The following is a 21,091-nucleotide window of genomic DNA, read 5'->3' on the forward strand; positions in this document are numbered from 1 at the left end:
TTGCCGTCATCGACGGCGCATGGATAGCTACCGATGCAGGCCATTCCCTTTGCACTTGTCGCCATGGTTCTTTATCTGGGCGCCGCCTCCTGGCAGGCCCTGGCGCTGACGCGTCGCGTGCCGCAGCGCCCACCCCTGGTGCGTGGCGTAGGTCTGCTGGCGCTGATCTGCCATGGTTTGGTGATCGTCGCCTTCATGCAGGCCGCGCAGGGGTTATGGCTCGGGCTTTCGTCCAGCGCCGTGGTGGTCAGTGCGCTGATCGTCGCGGTCCTGCTCGGCGGCAGCCTGGTCAAGCCGATTCTCAACGCCTCGGTGGCGCTCTACCCGCTGGCCGCCGCCAGTCTGCTGCTGGCCGTCGGGCTGCCCCGTTCGGGCCAGGAGAGCGGCATGCCTCCAGGCATCGCGCTGCATGCGATTAGCTCGGCGCTGGCCTTTGCGCTACTGGCCATCGCCGCCGCTCAGGCGGTCTTGCTGGCGCTTCAAAATCATGCGCTGCGCCATCACCATATCCGCGGCCTGGTACAGTCGCTGCCGCCATTGACCACCATGGAGCGCGTGCTGTTCGAGCTGATCTGGGCCGGCATGGCACTGCTGACGCTCTCCATCGCCAGCGGCTTCATGTTTCTCGATAACCTGTTCGCCCAGCACTTGGTCCATAAGACGCTGCTCTCGCTGGCGGCCTGGGTAATCTTCTCCATCCTGCTGGCCGGGCACCACTTTCTCGGCTGGCGCGGCCTCAAGGCGGTACGCTGGACGCTGGGGGGCTGCGCTCTGCTGCTGCTGGCTTACTTCGGCAGCAAGTTTGCGCTCGAAATCGTCTTCCAGCGCGGCTGACCCCTAGACCTCGGTCGCCTTGACACACTGCTGGGGAATCCCTACAAACGAGCCTGGTACGCCATTGAGGATCCATTACACTTGAGCGACGACTTCCCCCTGGGACTGCTGTTCGGCCTGTTGTTTCTGCTCGTCTGCCTGTCTGCCTTCTTCTCCAGCTCCGAGACCGGCATGATGTCGATCAACCGCTACCGCCTCAGCCACGAGGCGAACAGCGGGGATCGCTCCGCCAAGCGTGTGCTGCGCCTGCTGGCACGCCCCGATCGGCTGATCGGCGTGATCCTGATCGGCAACAACTTCGTCAACAACCTCGCAGCCTCCATCGCCACGATCATCGCGATCCACTATTTCGGCGAAGTGACCGGGCCTGCAGTGGCCACGGCGCTGCTGACCATCACCATCCTCATCTTCGCCGAGGTCACTCCCAAGACCTACGCCGCCATCAAGCCTGAGCGCGTCGCCTACCCCACCTCGGTGGCGCTTGAGCCGCTGCTCAAGCTGCTCTACCCGCTGGTATGGCTGGTCAACGTCATCTCCAATGGCTTGCTGAGGCTTATCGGGGTCAAGAGCATCAGCGGCGGCGCGGATAACCTGACTCGCGACGAGCTGCGCACCGTAGTGCATGAGGCAGGTACGCTGATCCCACGACGCCACCAGGCGATGCTGCTATCGATCCTCGATCTGGAGAACGTCACCGTCAATGACATCATGGTGCCGCGTCACGAGGTGGTCGGTATCGACCTCGAGGACGATCTGGAGGAGATCCTGGCGCAGATCCGCACCAGCCAGCATACGCGGGTACCGGTCTACAAGGGCGACATCAACAACATCATCGGTATGCTGCATCTGCGCAATGCAGCGCGCTTCCTGTCAAAGAGCGAGATCACCAAGGCCTCGATCGTTCAGGAGGCCCGCGAGCCCTATTTCATTCCCGAGTCCACCCCGCTGCACACCCAGTTGCTCAACTTTCAGCAGCAGAAGCGACGCATCGGCATCGTGGTCGATGAGTATGGTGACGTGGAGGGGCTGGTCACACTGGAGGACATTCTCGAGGAGATCGTCGGCGAGTTCACCACCGACGTGGCGGGCATGCATCAGGAGATCCACCTGCAGGAGGATGGCAGCTACGTGATCGAGGGTACCGCCAACATCCGCGAGATCAACAAGTCACTGGGTTGGCAGCTGCCCACCGATGGTCCCAAGACACTCAATGGATTGATCCTCGAGCACCTCGAATCCTTTCCCGATGGTCCCGCCTGCCTGCAGGTCGGCACCACTCGCATGGAGATCCTGCAGGTCAAGGACAAGCTGATCACCTCGGCGCGCTGCTGGCCGCATACCCGGCGAGCCACTCGACACTCCTGACAAGAGCTCACCTTCTGCTCTAATCGGCATCAGCGATCAGGGGCGTGCCCCCAGCCAGGACGCACTCTTGCCACACACTGATCGGCCCCGGCCTTCAATTCACGCACCCGCGCCTCGAGCACCCCGCGACGCGCCTGTTCGGGCGTCAGCGGTTCGCCGAAGAATAGCGCCACCCTGGCCCGGAAGCGGCGCGGGAACTTGGTCAGCGCTCGTCCACTGCAGTGCGAGGTCCACGAGCCCCACAGCCCGGCCAGCCCGGCCGGCACCACCGGCACGGGATCGCGCGCCAGAATGATATCCAGGCCTCGCCGGAAGCGGTGTATCTCGCCATCGGTGGTCAAGCGCCCCTCGGGAAACAGCATCACCACGTCGCCCTGGCGTAAGGCACGGCTCACTTCGTCCAGTGCGCGCCGTACGCTGCCGGGATCGTGTCGTTCGGAGTCCACCGGAATCGCGCCTACGATGCGAAACCACCAGTTCAGCCAGGGGGACTCATAGATGGGGCGATCCATCAAGAAACGCAGCGGTCTGGGGCTGGCGCCGCCGATCACCAGTGCATCCATGAAGCTCACGTGGTTGCAGATGACCAGCGCCGCGCCGCGTGCCGGAATGTGCTGACGCCCGCGAAAGCGCAGGCGATAGATGAGGTGCACCAGAGCAAATATCAACAGGCGCAGCACCGGGCGCGGATTGCGAATCATCAGCCCCACGCCGACCAGCAAAGCGATGAGCCCCAGGCCACCCATGAAAGGCTGCGGCCCCATGCCGAGCCAGACGCTCATGACGACACCGACGAGTAGCGCCATCGCCATCAGCAGCGCAGCGAGAATATTGTTGATGGCTATCATGCGGGCACGGCCCTCCTCTTGTGTCATCAGTTGTATCAGGGTCTGCAGCGGTACGATGAAGAGACCTCCCCCCACGCCCGTCATGCCCAGCGCCAGCAGCATCTTCCATAAATCGTACTGCGCGATCCGCTGGGCGAGGGATTGATCGTCCCCCGCAAGTACCGGTGTCGTCGAGAGGACAAGCCCACCGGCGCCCATCAATAGCGCGCCGATCACCACCAGCCCCAACTCCAGACGACCGGCGGAGAAGCGCGCGCAGAGCAGGGCGCCCAGAGCCGCGCCGATCGTCAGTACCGCCAGCAACAAAGAGAACAGCGTCGTCGCTCCTCCGACCACCCCATGGGCCCAGCCGGGAAGCTGGAGCAGATAGCTGGTGCCGAGAAACCAGAAGATGCCGAGCCCCAGCATGGCGAGCAGCAACGGACGGCTCGGCCCTGCGACGCTCAGGCGTGGCGCTGGGGTACGCGGGGGGACGATGCGCGCCTCTCGAGAGGGCAGAAAAGGTATCGCCAGGCTCGCCACCAGCCCCAGCAGGGCAGTCGCGATGATCACGAGCACAGCCGTCAGCCTCGACCACTCCGGCAACCCGGCGACCCAAGCCCCCAGCACGAGTCCCAACGAAAGAGCCAGAAAGGTCCCCAGGCTTATCCAGGCATTGCCGCTCACCCACTCGGTGGGCAGGAGATGCTGTGGCAGAATGGCGTACCTCACCGGGCCAAACAGTGCGGCCTGCCCCCCCAGCAGCAGCGGCAGGAGATAGAGCAGCGGCCCGCTGGCCAGCCAGATCAGCAGCGCCGCCAGCAGCGCGATGCCCAGCTCGAGCAGTTTCAACCGCCGAATCAGTCGCGACTTGTCGAGGCGGTCGCCAAGCACGCCTCCCCACAGCGAAAGGAGCAGAAGCGGAGCGATGAGGAGCCCTAACAGCAGCCCGGGAGCGATCCCCTCCTCGCCAGCGGCTGGCGTCGCTAGGTAACCGAACAGAAAGGCGGTGTTGCCGACTCCCAGCGCCTGGGTCCAGAACAGCGGAGCAAAATGTCGCTGCGTGATCAGTGCTGCACTCACGCCTGTGCCGGAATATGGTCAAGGCCAGCCAGGATGGTCACCAGCAGTTGATCGATCAATTCACCTACCTCCAGCTGCTGGCCCTGCCAATAGCCGAGTCGTTCGTTGAGCCCCAACTGGACCAACCCGTGGACGCTTCCCCACAGGGTACGACCCAGGCGCTGCGCCTCGAGATCATCCAGTGCCGGCTGGTACTCCCTGAGCGTGGCTTCGACGCGCAGGAACAGCACGCCGATCATTTCGCTCTGCCGCTGATCCAGCTCGCCCTCCTGGGCCAGCGGGTAGTCGAACAGCAACTGCCAGCGATAGGGATCCTGCCTGGCGAAGTGCCAATAGGCCCGCGCCAGGGCCTTGAGGCGCTGCTTGGGACTGGCGTCGGCCTGCTCCTCGATCGCCAGGTGCAGCTGGGCCAAGGTATCGATGTTGACGTGCTGTAGCAGGTTGCCGAAACTGCCATATAGCTTGAGCAGGGTACTCGGCGCACAGCCCACCTCACGTGCCAGCGCTCGAAGCGACAGGGTGTGCACGGGGTTCTCCCGCAGCCAGGCATCGCATGCCAACATGACGTGGGCATGCAGCGCCTCGGGCGCGTGCTGTCTGGGACGGGCCATCGATTTCCTCGCATGTTGACAGATCAAGCCGAGGAGTAGCTCAGCATTTGTCGAACACTGTTTTCGACCAGCATATCGATACCGCGCACAAACGCAAGCCCGGAACGAGAGGATCTTTGCAATTCGCTTTCCCGAGTGGCGTGAGTTGCGTACCCTGACGTCTCGCCCACGCCAGGAGATTGAATGGCCGGCCGACTCTATATCAGCCCGACTGCCCCCGACGCACTCCTGCTCGGGCTTCATGTCGACATGCCGCTGCTGTCCGGGGCCAACCGCGCGCCGAGGAACCCGGTGTCGATGATTCGTCAGCGCCAGCAGGGGTTCGGACTGACAACCGCCTTCTGGGGCCTGACACCGCCCTGGCTCAAGGTGCTCGATCATGCCCCGCACTGTGCCCGGGCGGAATCACTCGCCTCACGCGACATGTTTCGCGAGGCATTCGGTGCGCGCCGCTGTTTGATCCCGGCCAGCGGCGTCTACCTCTGGAAGCCGCAGCCACGTTTCAAGCAGCCCTTTCTCGTGACCCGCGCCGATCGCGGCCCGCTGTTGCTGGCGGGGCTCTGGTGCCGTTACCACACCACGCTGACCGCTCACCATGACTCGACCGCACTGATCACCGTGGCCACCAACACGCTGCTGGCCCCGTTAAGTGATCGCTTTCCGGCCGTGATTGCGCCCGCCGACGCCCCCGCCTGGCTCGATCCAGCGACTCCGATGGGCATGGTCGAGCGCATGCTCATGCCGGCTCCTTTGGAACTGTTGGGCGCTTTTCCGGTATCAAGACGAGTCAATGATCCGCTTGACCAGGATTGGGGCTGTGCTCACCCCACCGGCCCCATGCTTCGCTGGACCACCTCACAGGAGACATGATGCCTACTCTGTCCTTATCGAAGGCTGCCCTATGCCGCCTCGTCGCCATGGCGCTCGTTCTGGCACTGGGCACCAGCCTGATGCCGGTCCAGGCGGACGACGACGGTATTGCGGCCGTCAAGACGCCTCGCGTCAGTCCACACGACACCCGCGACTACCGCCTTCTGACCCTCGACAATGGGCTCCAGGTACTGCTGGTGAGCGATGGGGAGGCCGACAAGGCCGCCGCCTCGATGAATGTCAGCGTAGGCAGTGCTCATGACCCCGAGGATCTGGCCGGCCTTGCGCACTTTCTTGAGCACATGCTGTTCCTGGGCACCGAGGAGTTTCCTGAAGCGGATGCCTATCAGAGCTATATCAACCGTCACGGCGGGACTCACAACGCCTTCACCGCCCCCCAGGACACCAACTACTTCTTTGATATCGAGCCCGAGGCGTTGCCCGGAGCGTTGGAGCGTTTCAGCCGCTTCTTCGTCTCGCCCCTCTTCAATGCCGACCAGCTCAGCAGCGAGCGCAGCATCGTGCATTCCGAGTATCAGGCGCGCCGGCGAGACGAAGGGCGTCGCGAGCTCGACGTGATGAACCAGCTGCTCAATCCCGATAACCCCACCACTCAGTTCGCCGTGGGTAGCCGCGAGACCCTAGCGGATCGTCCCGAGGGCGAGCCAAGCCTGCGTGAGCGGGTGATCGAATTCTACGAGCGCTACTACGATACCAATCTCATGCAGCTGGCGATCGTCGCACCCCAGCCGCTCGATGAACTGGAAACGCTGGTACAGGAGCGCTTCACCGATATCGCCAGCGGCGACCGCTCTCGCCCGCAGATCGAGGCACCGCTGGTGCGTGAGGGAAGCCTGCCGATGGCGGTCGAGATCCAGTCGCTACGCGACAGCCGTCGTCTACGCTTTTTGTTCCCCATGCAGGACCCGCGCGACGACTACCGTACCAAGCCGGCCGATTACATCGCGCACCTACTGGGCCATGAGGGCGATGGCAGCCTGCTGGCGGTACTCCGCGATGCCGGACTTGCCGATGGTCTCTCCGCCGGTGTGAGCCGTAGCGACGGTAACCAGGCGCTGTTCTCGATCGATATCAGCCTGACGCCCCGCGGCGCCGAGCAGCAGGCCGTCATCCAGGCCACCCTGATGCAGGCCATCGAGCAGATTCGCGACGAGGGTCTCGATGAGTGGCGCTACACGGAGCAGACCAGTCTTGCCGAGCAGCAGTTCCGCTTTCAGCAGCATGGCGCCCCCATGCAGAGCGCCATGAGTCTGGCCATGAATTTGGCCTACTACCCGAGCGAGGACGTCAACTACGCCTCCTATCGCATGGATGGCTTCGATCGCGAGCAGATCGAGCGCTACCTCTCGGCACTGACCCCCGATAACATGACCAGGATCTACAGCGCCCCTGACATCGAGGGCGACCAGACCTCTCCCTGGTTCGATGCCGACTATCGTGTCGAGCAGCCCGAGGCCTGGGAGAGCGCCGAGGCTCTCGACGGCCTCGCCCTCCCCTCGCCCAATCCTTATGTCGCCGAGGATCTGACCCTTATCGAAGAGCAGGACAGCCTACCCGTGCAACTGGTCGATACCAACGGCTTCACGCTGTGGCATCAGACCCACTCGGGCTTCAATACCCCCACCGTCGAATGGCGCTTCAGTCTGCAGCATCCTCAGGTGGCCCAAAGCGCTCGTGACGCGGCCCTGACACGACTGCTGGCCGGCTGGCTCGACGACAGTCTCAACGAAACGTTCTACCCGGCGCGTCTGGCGGGTCATCGCTTCGAGTCCTACGCCCACTCGCGCGGCATCACGCTCTCCTTCTCGGGATGGCGGGATCGTCAGGATCTGCTGATGCGCCAGGCACTCTCCCAACTGATCGAGGGCACCATCGATGACGCCAGCGTCGACCGGGTCCGCTATCGCCTGGTGCGGGAGTGGCGTAATGCGCCCCAGGGCGCCCTGCACCAGCAGGCCAACCGCACCCTGGGCGAAGCCCTGGTACGGCCACAGTGGTCCACTCCCGCCCTGCTGAAGGCCATCTCCGAGCTCGACGCGGATGACCTGCGAGAGTTTCGACAGCAGTTCCTCGATGCGCTGCGCATCGAGGCCATGGCGGTAGGCAATCTGCGCTCGGAGCTCGCCGAGCGCGAAGCCAGCCTGGTAGCCAATGCGCTGCGCCCCCGACTCGGCGGCGATGCCATTACCTCGCTGACTCCCTTGCAAGGCAAGGGGCTGCCCGACCTGCACCCACAAACCACTCGCGAAGAGTCAATCGTGCTGCGCTATCTGCAGGGCCCCAACCGCTCTCTGGAGAGTCAGGCGAGACTGGCGATACTCGGTCAACTGATCGATACGCCGTTTTATACACGCCTACGTAGCGAGGAGCAGCTGGGCTATGTGGTCCACGCGGGCTATTCGCCTCTGCTCGATGCCCCCGGCCTGGCGCTTCTGGTGCAGTCGCCCGACACTACTCGCGAGGTGATTCAGGAGCGTATCGATCTCTTTCTCGACGATTTCGAAACCTACCTGGCCGAGCTGGATGACGACGCCCTTGCCCCCTACCGCCAGTCGGTGCGTGATAGCCTGCTGCGTCGCGACACCTCGCTGGGGGCTCTGGCCAACCGCCTGTGGATAGCGCTCTCCTATGGCGATACCGACTTCGACCGCCGTGAGCGTCTGGCGGCACAGGTCATGCAGACCGGTACCGATGAGTTGTGCGATACCTGGTCGGCCCTGCGCGAACGCGAAGCGATCAATGTCACCTTCGACCCGGGCGATACGCCGAGCGATATCACCTCGCTGACCGAAGGGCTACAACCGCTTCCCGACGGCGAGGACTGATTCCTCATCTCCAAACGCATCACGCCCGGACGAACTTGTCCGGGCGTGATGCGTTCTGACCGAGAAAACGCTAGCCGAAGGCCTGCGGCGGCATGATGGCCTCGACATGCATCACCAGCTCCTCCAGCACTTGCCGCTGGTCGTCATCCAGCGCTACCTGATTGAGGCGTTCGATCTCGCGAGCGAATCCCTGCAGGGTCAACCCCCCAAGCGTGCTGTCATTCATGCGTGCCCAGCGGTAGGCATCCCAGCGGGCATTTTCACTACTCGAGAGGGTGTCGGGATAACTGCGGGCGCGCAGACGGAACAGCATCTCCTCCAGGCGCGGATCCTGAAACGCGAAGGGGGTATCGCCCAGCGACCAGGGGTCGCTCTTCAGCGCACGCTGCATCTCCTTGCGGTCCGCCGGTGAAAAGAAGCCACCTGAGTAGAGCATCATGTCCGGGTCGTGCGGCCCCTCGGCCGGCGGCTCGGCAAACGCCTGCGCCGCCTTGCGCGCCGCTTCTGGGTGGGCGCAAAGCGTCTTCCAGTGCTGCTCACAGCGCGCCCGATCGAGGCAGAGGCGGGCCGCCACCGGTTCGGTGACCGCCTTGATCGGCATTACCACCGGGCTGCGGTTGATGTGGATCACCTTGAGCGGTATCCGCGTTTCCCCCTCGGCAAGCTCATCGGCGCTGACGAAGACGCGTGCGCGTATCTCCTCGACGGAGAGTTCGAACAAGGGAGTTGGGTCCTCCGAGAGATCGTAGACGATCACCCCGTTGGGATTGAGGGGGTGTTCGGCCAGCGGCACCACCAGGGCACCGCAGCCACGACTGGCGGGATAGCGGCGCGAGATATGCAGCATCGGCTTGCGCAGTGGGATATCCAGCAGCCGGGCGACCTCGCGCTTGCTGCGCAGCCGCAGTAGGAAGTCGAATAGCTGAGGATTGCGTGCCTTCAGCAGTCGCGCCAGGGCAATAGTGGCACGCACATCGGCCAGGGCGTCATGAGCCCCGGCATGTTCGATGCCGTTGGCAGCCGTCAGATGTTCGAGCTTGAAGCTCGGCGTGCCATCATCGCGCTTCGGCCATTCGATACCCTCGGGGCGCAGTGCATGAAAGGCCCTTACCACATCGATCAGATCCCAGCGCGAATTGCCATTCTGCCACTCACGGGCATAGGGATCGATCAGGTTGCGGTAGAAGAGATGGCGACTGACCTCATCGTCGAAGCGCAGGCTGTTGTAGCCCAGCACGCAGCTACCGGCTTCGCTCATCAAGGCGTTGATGCGCTGGGCGAACTCCACTTCGGGCATGCCGCGTCGACGCACCTGCTGGGGAGTGATGCCGGTGATCAGGCAGGCCTGGGGGTGCGGTAGGTAGTCATCGGCGAGCTTGCAGTACCACATGATCGGCTCGCCGATCTCGTTTAGGTCGGCATCGGTTCGAATGGCGGCAAACTGAGAGGGGCGATCACGGCGCGGGTCGGCGCCGAAAGTCTCGTAATCGTGCCACAGAAAACACTGTGGCGCGGCGTTGGGCTGCGCCATGGGCAATCTCTCTTCAGCGGGCCGGGAGCACAGCCTATCACAGCCCACACTCCCTGGCAGCGCTCAGGCCGCATTGCAGACGAGCGGCATGCACCGGGACTATCGCCACTAGCTGCGCGGCAGTGTCACATTCAGCTCGAGCACCGAGCAGTCATCGTCACGATCGAGACTGATGTTGATGGCGTCCTGATCCACCTTGACGTAGCGGCGAATCACTTCGAGCAGCTCACGCTCCAGCATCGGCATGTAGTCCGGCTGATCGCGCTGGCTGCGCTGGTGGGCCACGATGATCTGCAGCCTCTCCTTGGCGACAGAAGCGGTCTTCTTGCGTTCGCCTCTGAGAAAATCCAGTAGTTTCAACGGCGACCTCCCCCGAATACTCGGCTCAGCAGACTCTTCTTCTGGAACTCATGGAAGCGCAGCGGGACCTCTTCACCGAGCAGGCGCGAGACCGTATCGGTATAGGCTTGGCCCGCATCGCTCTTGATGTCGTGAGTGACGGGCACCCCCTGGTTGGAGGCTCTCAGTACCGCCTCGGACTCGGGGATCAGGCCAATCAGATCGATGGCCAGGATTTCACGGATGTCGTCGAGATTGAGCATGTCGCCGTCATCGACCCGTGCAGGGTTGTAGCGGGTGATCAGCAGATGCTCCTTGATCGGATCCTCGCCACGCTCGGCACGCCGAGTCTTGGAGGCCAGCAATCCCAGGATGCGGTCCGAGTCGCGTACCGACGAGACCTCCGGGTTGGTGACCACCACCGCTTCGTCGGCATAGTACATGGCCAACTGGGCGCCACGCTCGATGCCGGCTGGCGAGTCACAGATGATGTAATCGAAATCCTTCGCCAGCGTCTCGAGTATCTTCTCGACACCCTCGGTTGTCAGGGCATCCTTGTCGCGTGTCTGGGAGGCCGGAAGAATGTGCAGGTTGTCGACGCGCTTGTCGCGGATCAATGCCTGATTGAGTCCCGCCTCGCCCTGGATCACGTTCACCAGGTCATAGACCACGCGGCGCTCGCAACCCATGATCAAATCGAGGTTACGCAGCCCCACGTCAAAGTCGATCACTACCGTCTTGTTGCCACGCAGGGCGAGGCCGGTGGCAATCGCAGCCGCGCTGGTGGTTTTTCCGACCCCGCCTTTCCCGGAGGTCACTACGATGATCTTGGCCAAGATAAACGTCCTGTCGCTAGTCGCTATAAATGGTGTGGGGTGAGCCACTGGGGCTCATGAGCCTAGCTCAGCGAGGCGATGGCCAGTTGGTCGTCGTCGCTGAGACGGACCTGCACGGGAGTCCCGAGCAACCGTGGGTCGATATCTTCCAAACGCTTGTAATGACCCGCCACCGAGAGCAGCTCGGCATGCAGTTCCCGACAGAAGATGCCCGCCTGGCGATCACCATGAATTCCCGCCAGAGCCCGGCCGCGCAAGGCGCCGTAGACATGGACACTACCGCCGGCCAACACCTCGGCACCGGCATTCACCGCGCCGATCACCACCAGGTCGCCTGTCGGTGCCGTCACCTGCTGACCGGAACGCACGGTACCGCGATGAATGCGACCACCGCTTGCCACGGTCACCGGCAATTCGATTTCGGCGGCATCATCGGAGAGTGCCATCTCTTGGACGGGCGTGACACTCTCCAGCGTGCGCGGCTTGATGTCCTGCGGCGGAAACCAGCCCAGCCCCAGCGCCCAGGCCGACTGCTTGACTGGGTCGGAACCGCCGCGCACAGCGACCGGCAACAACTTGTGCGCCCGGCATACTGCACAGATCCGCTCGAGCGCCAGGTGGGGCTCATCGAGCTTTTCCACGCTGAGCACTACCGGGGTATGCTGAAAGAAGGCCGGCGACTGGCTGACCTTGCTGGCCAGTTGCGTGCGGATCTGCTCAGGGTCGGCACTGACCAGTTCCATGACCGTCATGGGGAGCATACCGCCTTTGAAAGTGAAGGCGATGCTTTCCCTGTCCATGTTCAGGCTCATAGCCGGACTCCACGCGTCGGTTGATGTGAGTAAAGCTAAGCGAGGGGAGTTCCCCCTGCAACTGATCATAAGACCAGCCGTGGCTCTTGTCAGCGCTTCGATACCCAGCGAGGGCGGTTTCAGGCTTTTACGCCACATCGACTCATGCTTAGATAAGTTTCGCAGACCACTACAGGAATGTGCGTCGTTATGTCAGGAAGGTTCATGTCAGGATGGTTTCGCCAGCTCTTTTCTCCCAGCTGGCAGCACCCGGACCCCAAGCGCCGGCGCTTGGCCTGCGAGGGGCTGGATGCCAGCAGTACCGATGACCGGGTAATCCTCGAACGTCTTGCCATCGACAGCGATGCCGGTGTACGTCAGAGCGCCCTGGCAAGACTCAACGACCCCGACCGCCTGCTGGAACTGAAAGGAAATGAGCAGGATAGCCCCGAGCTGCTGGGGCGCCTGACAGCGCTGCTGATCGGTGCCGACGGCGGCCTTCCCCTTGACCGGCGACTTGAGTGTGTCGAGCGTCTCGCCGATGCGGCGCTACTCGCCGAGGTCGCCCTGCATGGCGACAACCAGCAACTGCGCCTGGTGGCCCTGGCAAGCATTTGCGATGACGAAGAAGAGACGCTGATCCTGCAAGCCTGTGAGAACGGCATTGCCGCCGTGCGCCATGCCGCCGCCGGCCGTATCGCCAGCGAAGAGGGGTTGGCCCGACTGGTGCGCCAGGCACGACGCGACAAGCAGGTCGTGCGCCTTGCCCGCGAGAAGCTCAACCGGCTGCGTGCCGATGCCTCGCAGAGTGCCGCTCGCCGGGCCGAGCGCGAGCGCATCCTGCAGACCCTCGAGCGGCATGCCCAGCATACCTGGGAGCCACTCTATGGTGGCCATTACCGTCACCTGAAGCGCAAGTGGGAAGGGCTTGGCGACGTTCCCAGTCCTGAACAGGAGCAGCGTTATCAAGAAGCCTGCCTACTGTGCCGCAAGACGCTGGCCGACCATGAGGCCCAGCAACATGTCCATGAGGCCGCCGATCGCCGACGTGAGGATGCCGACCAGACACGAGAATCGCTGCTCGAGGCGTTTGAGGAAGCTATCACCGGATTACGCGAAGACAAGAGGCTCGCCGCTCAGGATATCGACAGCCTGCGTTCTCAGAAACAACTACTGACCAATCGCTGGCAGACGCTTTCCGACAAGCACCCCCCCGATGAGGCGCTGAGCCTACGCTATGACACGACGCTAGAGGCGTACGACTACATCGGCCATGCCTGGGAGCGCTTCCGGGCCCAGAGCACCGCTATGGAAGAGGCCCTTGGCGAGCATGATGTGGCCCGACTGAGAGAGCGCCTCCACGCCTGCGCCTGGCCTGATGATCTCCCCTTGCCATCGCTACTGGCCAAGGCCACTGCCGCCCTCACTCTCGACGCCGCCCTCCCGGCGGAAGTACACCGCGAGCCCTTCCTGCAGGAACTTCAGCAGGTGCAGTCGCTACTCGAGCGTGGCGCATTCAAGAGCGCCAGCCGTCTGCACCAACGCCTGCGTCAGCGCAGCGAGCTCCTCGCAGAGCAGGATCGCCAAGAGCTGCTGCCTATCCTCAAGCGGCTCGGGGCCCAGCTTGCCGAGTTGCGTGATTGGCGAGGCTTCGTTGCCGGGCCGAAACGTACCCAGCTCTGTCAGGCGATTACCGAATTGGCCGACGACACGATGCTGGCGGAGCCCGAGATCGACCGACGCCATCGTCAGCTGGTCAGGGAGTGGAAAGTACTGGGAGACGCCGCCGTCAATCGTGAGCTCGCCGCTCACTTCCGCAGCGCATCCGACCGCATCCATGCTCGCCTGGCCCCTTGGCAAGCACAGCGCGACGCCCAGCGCCAGCGTAATCTGGAGGCTCGGAAAGCACTCTGCGAGCAGCTCGAAGCGCTGCTCAACCAGCCCGACCCGGCCGCCAACCCCGACGTGCTCCGCGAAATTCGCGACAAGTCGCGCGAACAGTGGCAGCGCTACTCACCCGTGCCACGCAAGCAGTCCGATAGCATCGGGCGCCGCTTTGGCCGGGTGCGCCACGGCTTGCAGGCACTGATCGACCGCCGCGCTCAGGAGATCGCCACGGCCAAGCGTGAGCTGATCGAACAGGCCGCAGCACTGCTCGAGAGCGAGGCCCCAAGCCACCAGCGCGCCGAACGGGCCAAGGCGCTTCAGCAACGCTGGCGCGACCTGGGACGGGCGCCCAAGGGAGAAGAGCAAGCCTTGTGGCGTGAGTTTCGTGCCCTTTGCGACCGCATCTTTGCCGGCCGCGAAGCTGAGCGCAACGATCGCGTCCAGCGCGCCAAGGCTCAGCTCGATGTCATGCAAGCCTTGATAGACAGGCTGGATAGCTGGCACCCCACCCGCCGAGAGGATGCCGCTCAGCTCGACCAGGCGCTGGCTGAGGCGGAGCAGCTGGAGCCGCTGCCCGCGGGACGCCGTACCGAGGGCATGCGCAAGCGCTGGCAAGGTATCGTGCGCGCACGGCGAGAGCAGCTCGCTCGCGTGGACATCAGCGAAGAAGTGGCCCGCTGGAAAGCGCTGCAGCCACTACTCGGCGCGCACTTGTCAGCCGATGCTGCGACACTTGAGGGCGCCCCTGCCGAGCCGGTCGCTGCTGGTGAAGCCTTGGATGGTGACATGGTCCGGGCCCATCAGCGACGCAACGCCATACGCCAACACCCCCCCGAGCCGCTCGAGGTGGAGGAAGCACTGGCTCGCCTGCGCGTCCATCTGGCGCTGCTCGCCGGCGCCCGAGTCAGCCAACGTGACGACCCCCTGCGCCTGGCGATACAGGTCGAACGACTCAATGAAGGACTGGGGCGCGAGCGCAGCAAGGCCGAGGAGCTTCATGAAGTACTGTACGGTATCCTGGCCACCGGTCCGGTGTCAGCATCGCTCTGGGAACGCGAGGCACCTGAACTCGATGCCGCCCTTGCCCACCTGCTGCGCTTGTCGGTCTACTCAAGCGCTCCGACAACATCGCAAACCGAGCGACAAAAAAACGCGAGATCTTAATCTCGCGTCATTTCATAAAAGGGCTAGCCTGCTCGCTCAGCCCATGAACTGGCCACCGTTGATATCCAGGTTGGCCCCGGTGATGAACCCCGATTCGCTATCGGCCAGGAACACCACCGCTCGCGCAATCTCTTCTGGCGTGCCGAAACGCTTGACGGGGATTCCCTCTCGAATCGACTCGCGGACCTTCTCGGGAATCTTCATGATCATGTCGGTGGCGATATAGCCAGGCGACAGCGTATTGACGGTGATGCCCTTGGTGGCGGTCTCTTGGGCCAGCGACATGGTCAGGCCATGCATGCCCGCCTTGGCGGCGGCATAATTGACTTGCCCGAACTGCCCCTTGCGTCCGTTGATCGAGGAGATATTGATGATCCGACCATAGCCCGCCTCGAACATGTCCTCGATCACGCTACGGCAAGTATTGAAGACACTGTTGAGGTTGGTGTCGATCACCTCATGCCACTGGTCGGGGGTCATTTTCTTCATGGTGCCATCACGGGTGATACCCGCGCAGTTGACCAGCACACTGACCGGCCCATAGGTCTCGCGAATCTCGGTGACGCCCTTCACGCACGCCTCGTGATCCGTTAGATCCACCCCGGAAAGGGCAATATTGTCGAAACCTTCGGACTTCTGCGTCTCGAGCCAGTTCTTGGCTTTTTCAGGATTGTGGTATCCCGCAACCACTTGGTAACCCTCCTTGGCCAAGGCACGACAAATGGCGGAGCCGATACCCCCGGTACCACCGGTAACCCAGGCTACGGGTGCTGTCTTTGTCATTGCTAATCTCCTGATATCTATGCCATAGAACCACTGAATGTCAGAGTAGAACATTTATCAGTGGAGTGTTGTTGTTGGCGTATGTGAGCGGCTTCCTAGGCGTCCTTCTGCAGTATGAATGCTTTACCCGCCCTGTGCACGATTGACAGTCCTGCCCTTGACATAAGACAAATCATGTGTAGAATACGCTCCACGTTGATGCGGGGTGGAGCAGTCTGGTAGCTCGTCGGGCTCATAACCCGAAGGTCATCGGTTCAAACACCTTCTCCAGCGACAGCCTTCGCGGTGCCGCCACCGCCGCCTTGACGGCCGGTGCCACCCGTGGCATGACCGACCGCGTCTGGGGAACCCAGACCAATTCCACCACCGGCGCCACCACCAACCTTAACCTCAGCTTCGGCAATGGTAGCGACATCGCCCGCTTCGCCGGGCAACGCGCCACCCAGGCCGCCATCGATGCCGGCATCCGCACCGCCATCGCAGGCGGCAGCCTCGGCGATCATCTCGGCGACAGCCTCGAGAACGCCGTGGCACATGTGGTCAGCGGGGTGCTGTTCAATGCCGTGGGCGACGTCAGTCATGGTCGCTTCGCTAACGCCAGCCCCGAGAAAATCGCTCTACATGCCTTGGTGGGAGGCCTGACTGCCGAAGCCATGGGCGGCGACTTCAAGACCGGGGCGCTGGCGGCAGGCGCCAATGAAGCCCTGGTGGAGTACCTAGACAGCCACCTGGGCAGTGACCCCGAAACGCGAACCCACCTCCTGACCACCGCCTCGCAACTGGTGGGTATCGTCGCCGCCGAGCTGGTCAACGGCGATGTGAACGATGGAGCGTTTATTGCCGGGCAGGCAACGCGGTATAACTACCTGCGGCATGATCAACTCGCCATGGCGCGTGCCGAGCTGGTGGGCTGTGACGGCGACAGCGACTGCATGGCCGATGTGGTAGCTCGCTATCAGGCTATCAGCGAAGAGCAAAACAAAGCCGCTATCGAAGCCTGTAGCACCGATTTGGCTGCCTGTCAGGAACACTCGCTCGCCGCAGCGGATGGTGAATACGCCCGCTACGGGGATGACGCTCTGTGGGATCTGTCAAACGAAGCGTTGCCCTACATGCAAGCCTTGTTCGATGAGAACATCGGCGTGCAGAATAGCCTGGGTGAAGCGACCATTGCCCGTGCCTTGGAGGAAGGGGCGGGATTATCGCCGGAGGTCGCGGCTCTGCTGGCTGCAGCCCCGTGGGGGGTTAATAGGAAAGCAACCACCACGGGGTACTTTGGTGGGGCTAAGCCGCGTAACATTGAAGAAGCTCAATTCCTTGCCAATGCTCAGGCAACGTTTGAGAATAGTTCCACGTGGACTGGCGTCGTCAGGCACCGAGACGAGTTAGTCATTCAGCGCTCAGATATTGAGCTAAGTCCACAGAATGCTACTGCAATGAAGAATGGATATGCACCACGCGTAAAAAATTCTAATGGGGAGTGGGAGCAAGTTCAGCTGCACCACGTAGGGCGCGAAACTGGAAAAATGATAGAGGTAACAAAGTCACAAAATACATATAGCCCCACGACGGGTGGTCCGCTCCACATTCCTGGACCTGGAGCTCCTGTAAGGCAGCGTGACTATACGTCGACTTATTGGAAGGAAAGGTATCAAGAGTTTGTTCGTCAAGGCTTGATTATAGAGTAGGAGAAGCATATGTCCCCGAAGGAAAGATTTGAAAATAATGTAGAGTTAATTGCTGGTGGTGTTTCTCAGGAAAAGATAGAAGAGGCTGAGGATAAGCTTGGAGTCATATTTCCACATGAATACAAAGAATTTTTAAGTAGCTTCGGAGCGGGCGGAATATGTGGCCACTATATCTATGGCTTAGTTGATAGTGAAAAGAATGACCCGCCATTGTGGGAGGATGTGGTTGTAAATACACAGCGCTTGAGAAAGAGTGCTGGTTATTGGGAGGAGAATGCTCACTTTATTCCGATTTCTGATGATGGCATGGGGATGACGTTTTTTCTTGATGCCAGAAAATCACCCGAAACACATATTTGGGCGATAGGGCCGGGGGTTGAGAAGCTCGTTTCAGTAGGGTTTTATAAATTTTTTATCGATTTCTCTGAAGGCGAGCTATAATATTTTATAGCATCATTTTATCCTTGGTTGACGCGGCGAAAATTTTTCAGATTTGGCGATGAATCATGGGCGCACCCATCGAGCCCACACCATCGACAGTCAGACCCGGGTGCAATCCACCACCCTCGATGCCGGCGGCGACCTGCTCTTGCAAGCCGGCAATAATCTACGCCTCACCGCCAGCCAGCTGCAGGCCGGTGGCAGCGCCGCCCTGCTGGCCGGCAATCGGATCGACCTGCTCACCGCCCAGGAGGAGGACTACTCCCTCTACGAGTACCGCCGCAGCGGCTCGCCAGGCATCCATCGCAACGCCCCGTGCTCACCGCACGGGGCTTTTTTATGGCGGGGGGGGATAGGGCAGGGTTTTTAGGCGCCAGGGGCAGGGGTAATTCCTTGGGTGGTTTGTCTCTCTTTGTGATGTTCTCTATAGCGCTGAGCGCCTCTCCTGACGCGAAATGTAAGCGCTTAAGCTTGCGATTGGTCTTGTCAAGAGCTGCTGGCGGCTCTAAAGAGGATGAGAAGGCCTTGCGCAATGTGCGAGAGGCGGTAGTAAAGGACTTATTTGGCGGGAAAGGCGGCTAAGGGTTGTAAGGTGAAGAGCAATTCGCTATGATTACGCCCGCTGTCGCGTAGGCTGCCTGCAAAGGGCAAAAGCAACAGTAAATACAGGCCAGTAGCTCAATTGGCAGAGCAGCGGTCTCCAAAACCGCAGGTTGGGGGTTCGATTCCCTCCTGGCCTGCCAGTCTTCCCCAGGCTGGCGAGATCTCATATAATTTCATGTTTCGATTGCCGCGCCCTGAGGAGTCTCGTTTTCATGAAACATAACGCCGAGGTGCAGGAGTCGCGCCACGACGGGCTTAAATGGGCGGTTGTCGTCACACTGGTCGTTCTTGCCGTGGTCGGTAATACCTATTTCGCCGATCAGGCCATGCTCTACCGCGTGATTGGTGTGGTTCTGCTATGCGCGCTGGCTGCCGTGGTGGCATTCACCACCGCCAAGGGACGTGATTTGCTGGAGTTGGCTCGCAGTTCGCGCAAGGAAATACAGCGCGTCATTTGGCCGACTCGCCCGGAAACTGTGCAGACCACGGCCATCGTGCTGGTGGCCGTGCTGGTGGTGGGCCTGATGCTGTGGCTGATCGACACCCTTCTTGGCTGGGCAATGTCCGGCGTCATAGGTTAGGAGTTTCCATGTCCAAGCGTTGGTATGTCGTGCATGCTTATTCCGGCTTCGAAAAGCATGTCATGCGCTCGCTCATCGAACGCGTGAAGATGCATGGCATGGAAGATCGCTTCGGCGAGATTCTGGTGCCTACTGAAGAAGTCGTCGAGATGCGTGACGGCAAGCGCCGCAAGAGTGAGCGCAAGTTCTATCCCGGCTACGTGTTGGTCGAGATGGAGATGGAAGACGCTACCTGGCATCTGGTCAATGAGACACCGCGCGTCATGGGGTTCATTGGCGGGACCAAGGAGAAGCCGGCCCCGATCACCCAGAAGGAAGCGGACGCCATCTTGCGTCGCGTCCAGGATGGGACCGACAAGCCACGCCCCAAGACGATGTTCGAGCCAGGGCAGTCCGTGCGTGTCATCGACGGACCGTTCGCCGACTTCAACGGTGTGGTCGAAGAGGTCAACTACGACAAGAGCCGCCTACAGGTCAGCGTGCTGATCTTCGGGCGAGCTACGCCTGTCGAGCTCGAGTTCTCGCAGGTCGAGAAAGAGTAATCGGAAAGCGCAGCATTCGACACGATTTTTTCCGGGCCGTTCTCGGTCCGTTAACCCGGGGAGCCGCAAGGCGTTACTACCCAACTGGAGTTCATCATGGCCAAGAAAGTACAGGCTTATATCAAGCTGCAGGTTGCTGCCGGCAAGGCCAACCCGAGCCCCCCCGTGGGCCCCGCGCTGGGTCAGCACGGCGTCAATATCATGGAATTCTGCAAGGCGTTCAACGCCGCGACCCAGGAAATCGAGCCGGGTCTGCCGACACCCGTGGTGATCACGGTCTATTCCGACCGTAGTTTTACCTTCATCACCAAGACTCCGCCTGCTGCCGTTCTGCTGAAGAAGGCGGCCGGCATTAAGTCCGGCTCTGGCGAGCCGAACAAGAAGAAGGTCGGTACCGTGACTCGCGAGCAGCTCGAAGAGATCGCCAAGACCAAGGAGCCGGATCTGACGGCTGCCGATCTCGACGCCGCTGTGCGTACTATTGCCGGTAGCGCCCGTAGCATGGGCCTCAACGTGGAGGGCCTCTGATCATGGCTAAACTGACCAAGCGTGCAAAGCTGATTCAGGAGAAGATCGACTCCACCAAGGTGTACGGTCTTGAAGAAGCCGTGGCGCTGCTCAACGAGCTCTCCACCGTCAAGTTCAAGGAGTCGCTGGACGTCGCCATCAATCTGGGCGTCGATCCGCGCAAATCCGACCAGGTGGTGCGTGGCGCAACCGTCATGCCCAATGGTACCGGCAAGGACGTGCGTGTCGCCGTCTTTACCCAGGGTGCCAATGCCGAGGCGGCCAAGGAAGCCGGTGCCGATATCGTCGGCATGGACGACCTGGCCGAGCAGGTCAAGAAAGGCCAGCTCGACTTTGACGTGGTCATCGCCTCACCGGACGCCATGCGCGTCGTCGGTCAGCTGGGCCAGATCCTCGGTCCGCGTGGCCTGATGCCCAACCCCAAGGTTGGCACCGTGACTCCCGATGTCGTGACCGCGGTGAAGAATGCCAAGGCCGGTCAGGTGCGTTTCCGTACCGACAAGAATGGCATCATTCACACCACACTTGGCAAGGTCGATTTCGATACCGCTGCGATCCAGGGCAATCTGGAAGCGCTGGTTGCCGATCTCAAGCGCCTCAAGCCGAGCACCTCGAAGGGTGTGTACTTCAAGAAACTGACCCTGTCCACTACCATGGGCCCGGGTCTGACTGTCGATCATTCTGCGCTGGTGTGAACCTGACGGCCTGATCGGCGTCTACACAGGCAATAAACTTTGCGGTCCCTGCAGCCCTTTCTCAAGAGGACAGTGGGCACCGTCAAAGACCGCAGGCACCGCCCTTCGCTTACGTTGGGCGGTTTAATCTCCCGGAAGGGTGCCTGCGCAGATGGTGTGGCCGCCAGTGCGCTGGTGTGCACCATCACCCAAGGCCTCCTGGTCGCATGAGCAGGAGGGGATGGTAACCCCGGCACGTTCGCCGTT

The 21,091-nt window shown here is 61.8% G+C and carries 19 protein-coding genes and 2 tRNA genes; 14 read left to right on the plus strand and 7 right to left on the minus strand.

The genetic code is table 11. The features are described 5' to 3' along the window. Positions 1–33 precede the first annotated feature (33 nt). Positions 34–834, plus strand: a complete 801-nt coding sequence (gene ccsA / locus HJD22_RS03920) for an inner membrane protein YpjD (RefSeq protein ID WP_208654338.1) — start codon at positions 34–36, stop codon at positions 832–834. A gap of 81 nt (positions 835–915) precedes the next feature. Then, positions 916–2,199 (plus strand): HlyC/CorC family transporter, encoded by a 1,284-nt coding sequence (locus tag HJD22_RS03925; protein WP_208654339.1) that lies wholly within the window; start codon positions 916–918, stop codon positions 2,197–2,199. A 29-nt stretch (positions 2,200–2,228) separates the two neighbouring features. On the opposite strand, the gene HJD22_RS17680 is transcribed toward HJD22_RS03925, so the two are convergent. Both HJD22_RS17680 and HJD22_RS03935 read right to left on the minus strand, forming a co-directional pair. Then, a complete protein-coding gene (locus HJD22_RS17680) occupies positions 2,229–4,109 on the minus strand; it encodes a 1-acyl-sn-glycerol-3-phosphate acyltransferase (protein WP_217267813.1) in 1,881 nt (626 codons plus the stop codon). After that, a complete protein-coding gene (locus HJD22_RS03935; protein WP_208654340.1) occupies positions 4,106–4,720 on the minus strand; it encodes a TetR/AcrR family transcriptional regulator in 615 nt (204 codons plus the stop codon). Before HJD22_RS03935 ends, HJD22_RS17680 begins: the two co-directional genes overlap by 4 nt. A gap of 183 nt (positions 4,721–4,903) precedes the next feature. On the opposite strand from HJD22_RS03935, the gene HJD22_RS03940 reads away from it, so the two are divergent. Next, on the plus strand, positions 4,904–5,590 hold the full coding sequence (locus HJD22_RS03940) for an SOS response-associated peptidase (protein WP_208654341.1): 687 nt from the start codon (positions 4,904–4,906) through the stop codon (positions 5,588–5,590). Next, on the plus strand, positions 5,590–8,436 hold the full coding sequence (locus tag HJD22_RS03945) for an insulinase family protein (protein ID WP_248730094.1): 2,847 nt from the start codon (positions 5,590–5,592) through the stop codon (positions 8,434–8,436). Before HJD22_RS03940 ends, HJD22_RS03945 begins: the two co-directional genes overlap by 1 nt. 70 nt (positions 8,437–8,506) lie before the next feature. Here HJD22_RS03945 and sbcB read toward each other — a convergent pair whose 3' ends face one another. From sbcB to minC, 4 genes are all read right to left on the minus strand, one after another. Further along, complete coding sequence (gene sbcB, locus HJD22_RS03950) at positions 8,507–9,967, minus strand: exodeoxyribonuclease I (RefSeq protein WP_208654343.1); 1,461 nt, start codon at positions 9,965–9,967, stop codon at positions 8,507–8,509. Between the two features lie 108 nt (positions 9,968–10,075). Next, positions 10,076–10,327 (minus strand): cell division topological specificity factor MinE, encoded by a 252-nt coding sequence (gene minE / locus HJD22_RS03955; protein ID WP_208654344.1) that lies wholly within the window; start codon positions 10,325–10,327, stop codon positions 10,076–10,078. After that, positions 10,324–11,142, minus strand: a complete 819-nt coding sequence (gene minD / locus HJD22_RS03960) for a septum site-determining protein MinD (RefSeq protein ID WP_208654345.1) — start codon at positions 11,140–11,142, stop codon at positions 10,324–10,326. Before minD ends, minE begins: the two co-directional genes overlap by 4 nt. A 62-nt stretch (positions 11,143–11,204) precedes the next feature. Further along, the gene (minC, locus tag HJD22_RS03965) at positions 11,205–11,954 is read right to left on the minus strand and encodes a septum site-determining protein MinC (RefSeq protein ID WP_208654346.1); all 750 of its coding nucleotides are present in this window, start codon (positions 11,952–11,954) and stop codon (positions 11,205–11,207) included. 204 nt (positions 11,955–12,158) lie between these two features. Here minC and HJD22_RS03970 point away from each other — a divergent pair, with 204 nt between their 5' ends. Beyond that, positions 12,159–14,984 (plus strand): DUF349 domain-containing protein, encoded by a 2,826-nt coding sequence (locus HJD22_RS03970; protein ID WP_208654347.1) that lies wholly within the window; start codon positions 12,159–12,161, stop codon positions 14,982–14,984. Positions 14,985–15,020: 36 nt separating this feature from the next. Here HJD22_RS03970 and phbB read toward each other — a convergent pair whose 3' ends face one another. Next, on the minus strand, positions 15,021–15,767 hold the full coding sequence (gene phbB / locus HJD22_RS03975; protein ID WP_208654348.1) for an acetoacetyl-CoA reductase: 747 nt from the start codon (positions 15,765–15,767) through the stop codon (positions 15,021–15,023). Between the two features lie 204 nt (positions 15,768–15,971). On the opposite strand from phbB, the gene HJD22_RS03980 reads away from it, so the two are divergent. The 9 genes from HJD22_RS03980 to rplA all read left to right on the plus strand — a co-directional run bounded on the left by HJD22_RS03980 (position 15,972) and on the right by rplA (position 20,845). Next, positions 15,972–16,061 (plus strand) — tRNA-Met (locus tag HJD22_RS03980). After that, on the plus strand, positions 16,016–17,455 hold the full coding sequence (locus HJD22_RS03985) for a DUF637 domain-containing protein (RefSeq protein ID WP_302051032.1): 1,440 nt from the start codon (positions 16,016–16,018) through the stop codon (positions 17,453–17,455). The genes HJD22_RS03980 and HJD22_RS03985 overlap by 46 nt, the downstream gene beginning before the upstream one ends. A 9-nt stretch (positions 17,456–17,464) precedes the next feature. Then, positions 17,465–17,896 carry an SMI1/KNR4 family protein gene (locus tag HJD22_RS03990; RefSeq protein ID WP_208655111.1) on the plus strand — a complete coding sequence of 144 codons (432 nt, stop codon included), beginning with the start codon at positions 17,465–17,467 and terminating at the stop codon, positions 17,894–17,896. A 58-nt stretch (positions 17,897–17,954) separates the two neighbouring features. After that, positions 17,955–18,266, plus strand: a complete 312-nt coding sequence (locus HJD22_RS03995; protein WP_208657039.1) for a hemagglutinin repeat-containing protein — start codon at positions 17,955–17,957, stop codon at positions 18,264–18,266. A 297-nt stretch (positions 18,267–18,563) separates the two neighbouring features. Further along, a tRNA-Trp gene (locus HJD22_RS04000) sits at positions 18,564–18,639 on the plus strand. 72 nt (positions 18,640–18,711) lie between these two features. Beyond that, complete coding sequence (gene secE / locus HJD22_RS04005) at positions 18,712–19,080, plus strand: preprotein translocase subunit SecE (protein ID WP_208654087.1); 369 nt, start codon at positions 18,712–18,714, stop codon at positions 19,078–19,080. Positions 19,081–19,088: 8 nt separating this feature from the next. After that, complete coding sequence (gene nusG, locus HJD22_RS04010) at positions 19,089–19,622, plus strand: transcription termination/antitermination protein NusG (RefSeq protein WP_208654086.1); 534 nt, start codon at positions 19,089–19,091, stop codon at positions 19,620–19,622. 96 nt (positions 19,623–19,718) lie between these two features. Next, entirely contained in the window at positions 19,719–20,150 is a 432-nt protein-coding gene (gene rplK, locus HJD22_RS04015; RefSeq protein ID WP_043514686.1) for a 50S ribosomal protein L11, read from the plus strand. A 2-nt stretch (positions 20,151–20,152) separates the two neighbouring features. Beyond that, positions 20,153–20,845 (plus strand): 50S ribosomal protein L1, encoded by a 693-nt coding sequence (gene rplA / locus HJD22_RS04020; RefSeq protein ID WP_208654085.1) that lies wholly within the window; start codon positions 20,153–20,155, stop codon positions 20,843–20,845. The last annotated feature ends 246 nt before the right edge of the window (positions 20,846–21,091 follow it).

This window comes from Halomonas sp. TA22 (assembly GCF_013009075.1).
Taxonomy (GTDB): Bacteria; Pseudomonadota; Gammaproteobacteria; order Pseudomonadales; family Halomonadaceae; genus TA22.

Coding starts and splice junctions, on each gene's coding strand:
- phbB (WP_208654348.1), bottom strand. CDS start 15,767: ATGACAAAGACAGCACCCGTAGCCTGGGTTACCGGTGGTACCGGGGGT.
- nusG (WP_208654086.1), top strand. CDS start 19,089: ATGTCCAAGCGTTGGTATGTCGTGCATGCTTATTCCGGCTTCGAAAAG.
- HJD22_RS03940 (WP_208654341.1), top strand. CDS start 4,904: ATGGCCGGCCGACTCTATATCAGCCCGACTGCCCCCGACGCACTCCTG.
- HJD22_RS03970 (WP_208654347.1), top strand. CDS start 12,159: ATGTCAGGATGGTTTCGCCAGCTCTTTTCTCCCAGCTGGCAGCACCCG.
- rplA (WP_208654085.1), top strand. CDS start 20,153: ATGGCTAAACTGACCAAGCGTGCAAAGCTGATTCAGGAGAAGATCGAC.
- HJD22_RS03990 (WP_208655111.1), top strand. CDS start 17,465: ATGTCCCCGAAGGAAAGATTTGAAAATAATGTAGAGTTAATTGCTGGT.
- rplK (WP_043514686.1), top strand. CDS start 19,719: ATGGCCAAGAAAGTACAGGCTTATATCAAGCTGCAGGTTGCTGCCGGC.
- HJD22_RS03945 (WP_248730094.1), top strand. CDS start 5,590: ATGCCTACTCTGTCCTTATCGAAGGCTGCCCTATGCCGCCTCGTCGCC.
- minC (WP_208654346.1), bottom strand. CDS start 11,954: ATGAGCCTGAACATGGACAGGGAAAGCATCGCCTTCACTTTCAAAGGC.
- HJD22_RS03935 (WP_208654340.1), bottom strand. CDS start 4,720: ATGGCCCGTCCCAGACAGCACGCGCCCGAGGCGCTGCATGCCCACGTC.
- sbcB (WP_208654343.1), bottom strand. CDS start 9,967: ATGGCGCAGCCCAACGCCGCGCCACAGTGTTTTCTGTGGCACGATTAC.
- secE (WP_208654087.1), top strand. CDS start 18,712: ATGAAACATAACGCCGAGGTGCAGGAGTCGCGCCACGACGGGCTTAAA.
- ccsA (WP_208654338.1), top strand. CDS start 34: ATGCAGGCCATTCCCTTTGCACTTGTCGCCATGGTTCTTTATCTGGGC.
- HJD22_RS03995 (WP_208657039.1), top strand. CDS start 17,955: ATGAATCATGGGCGCACCCATCGAGCCCACACCATCGACAGTCAGACC.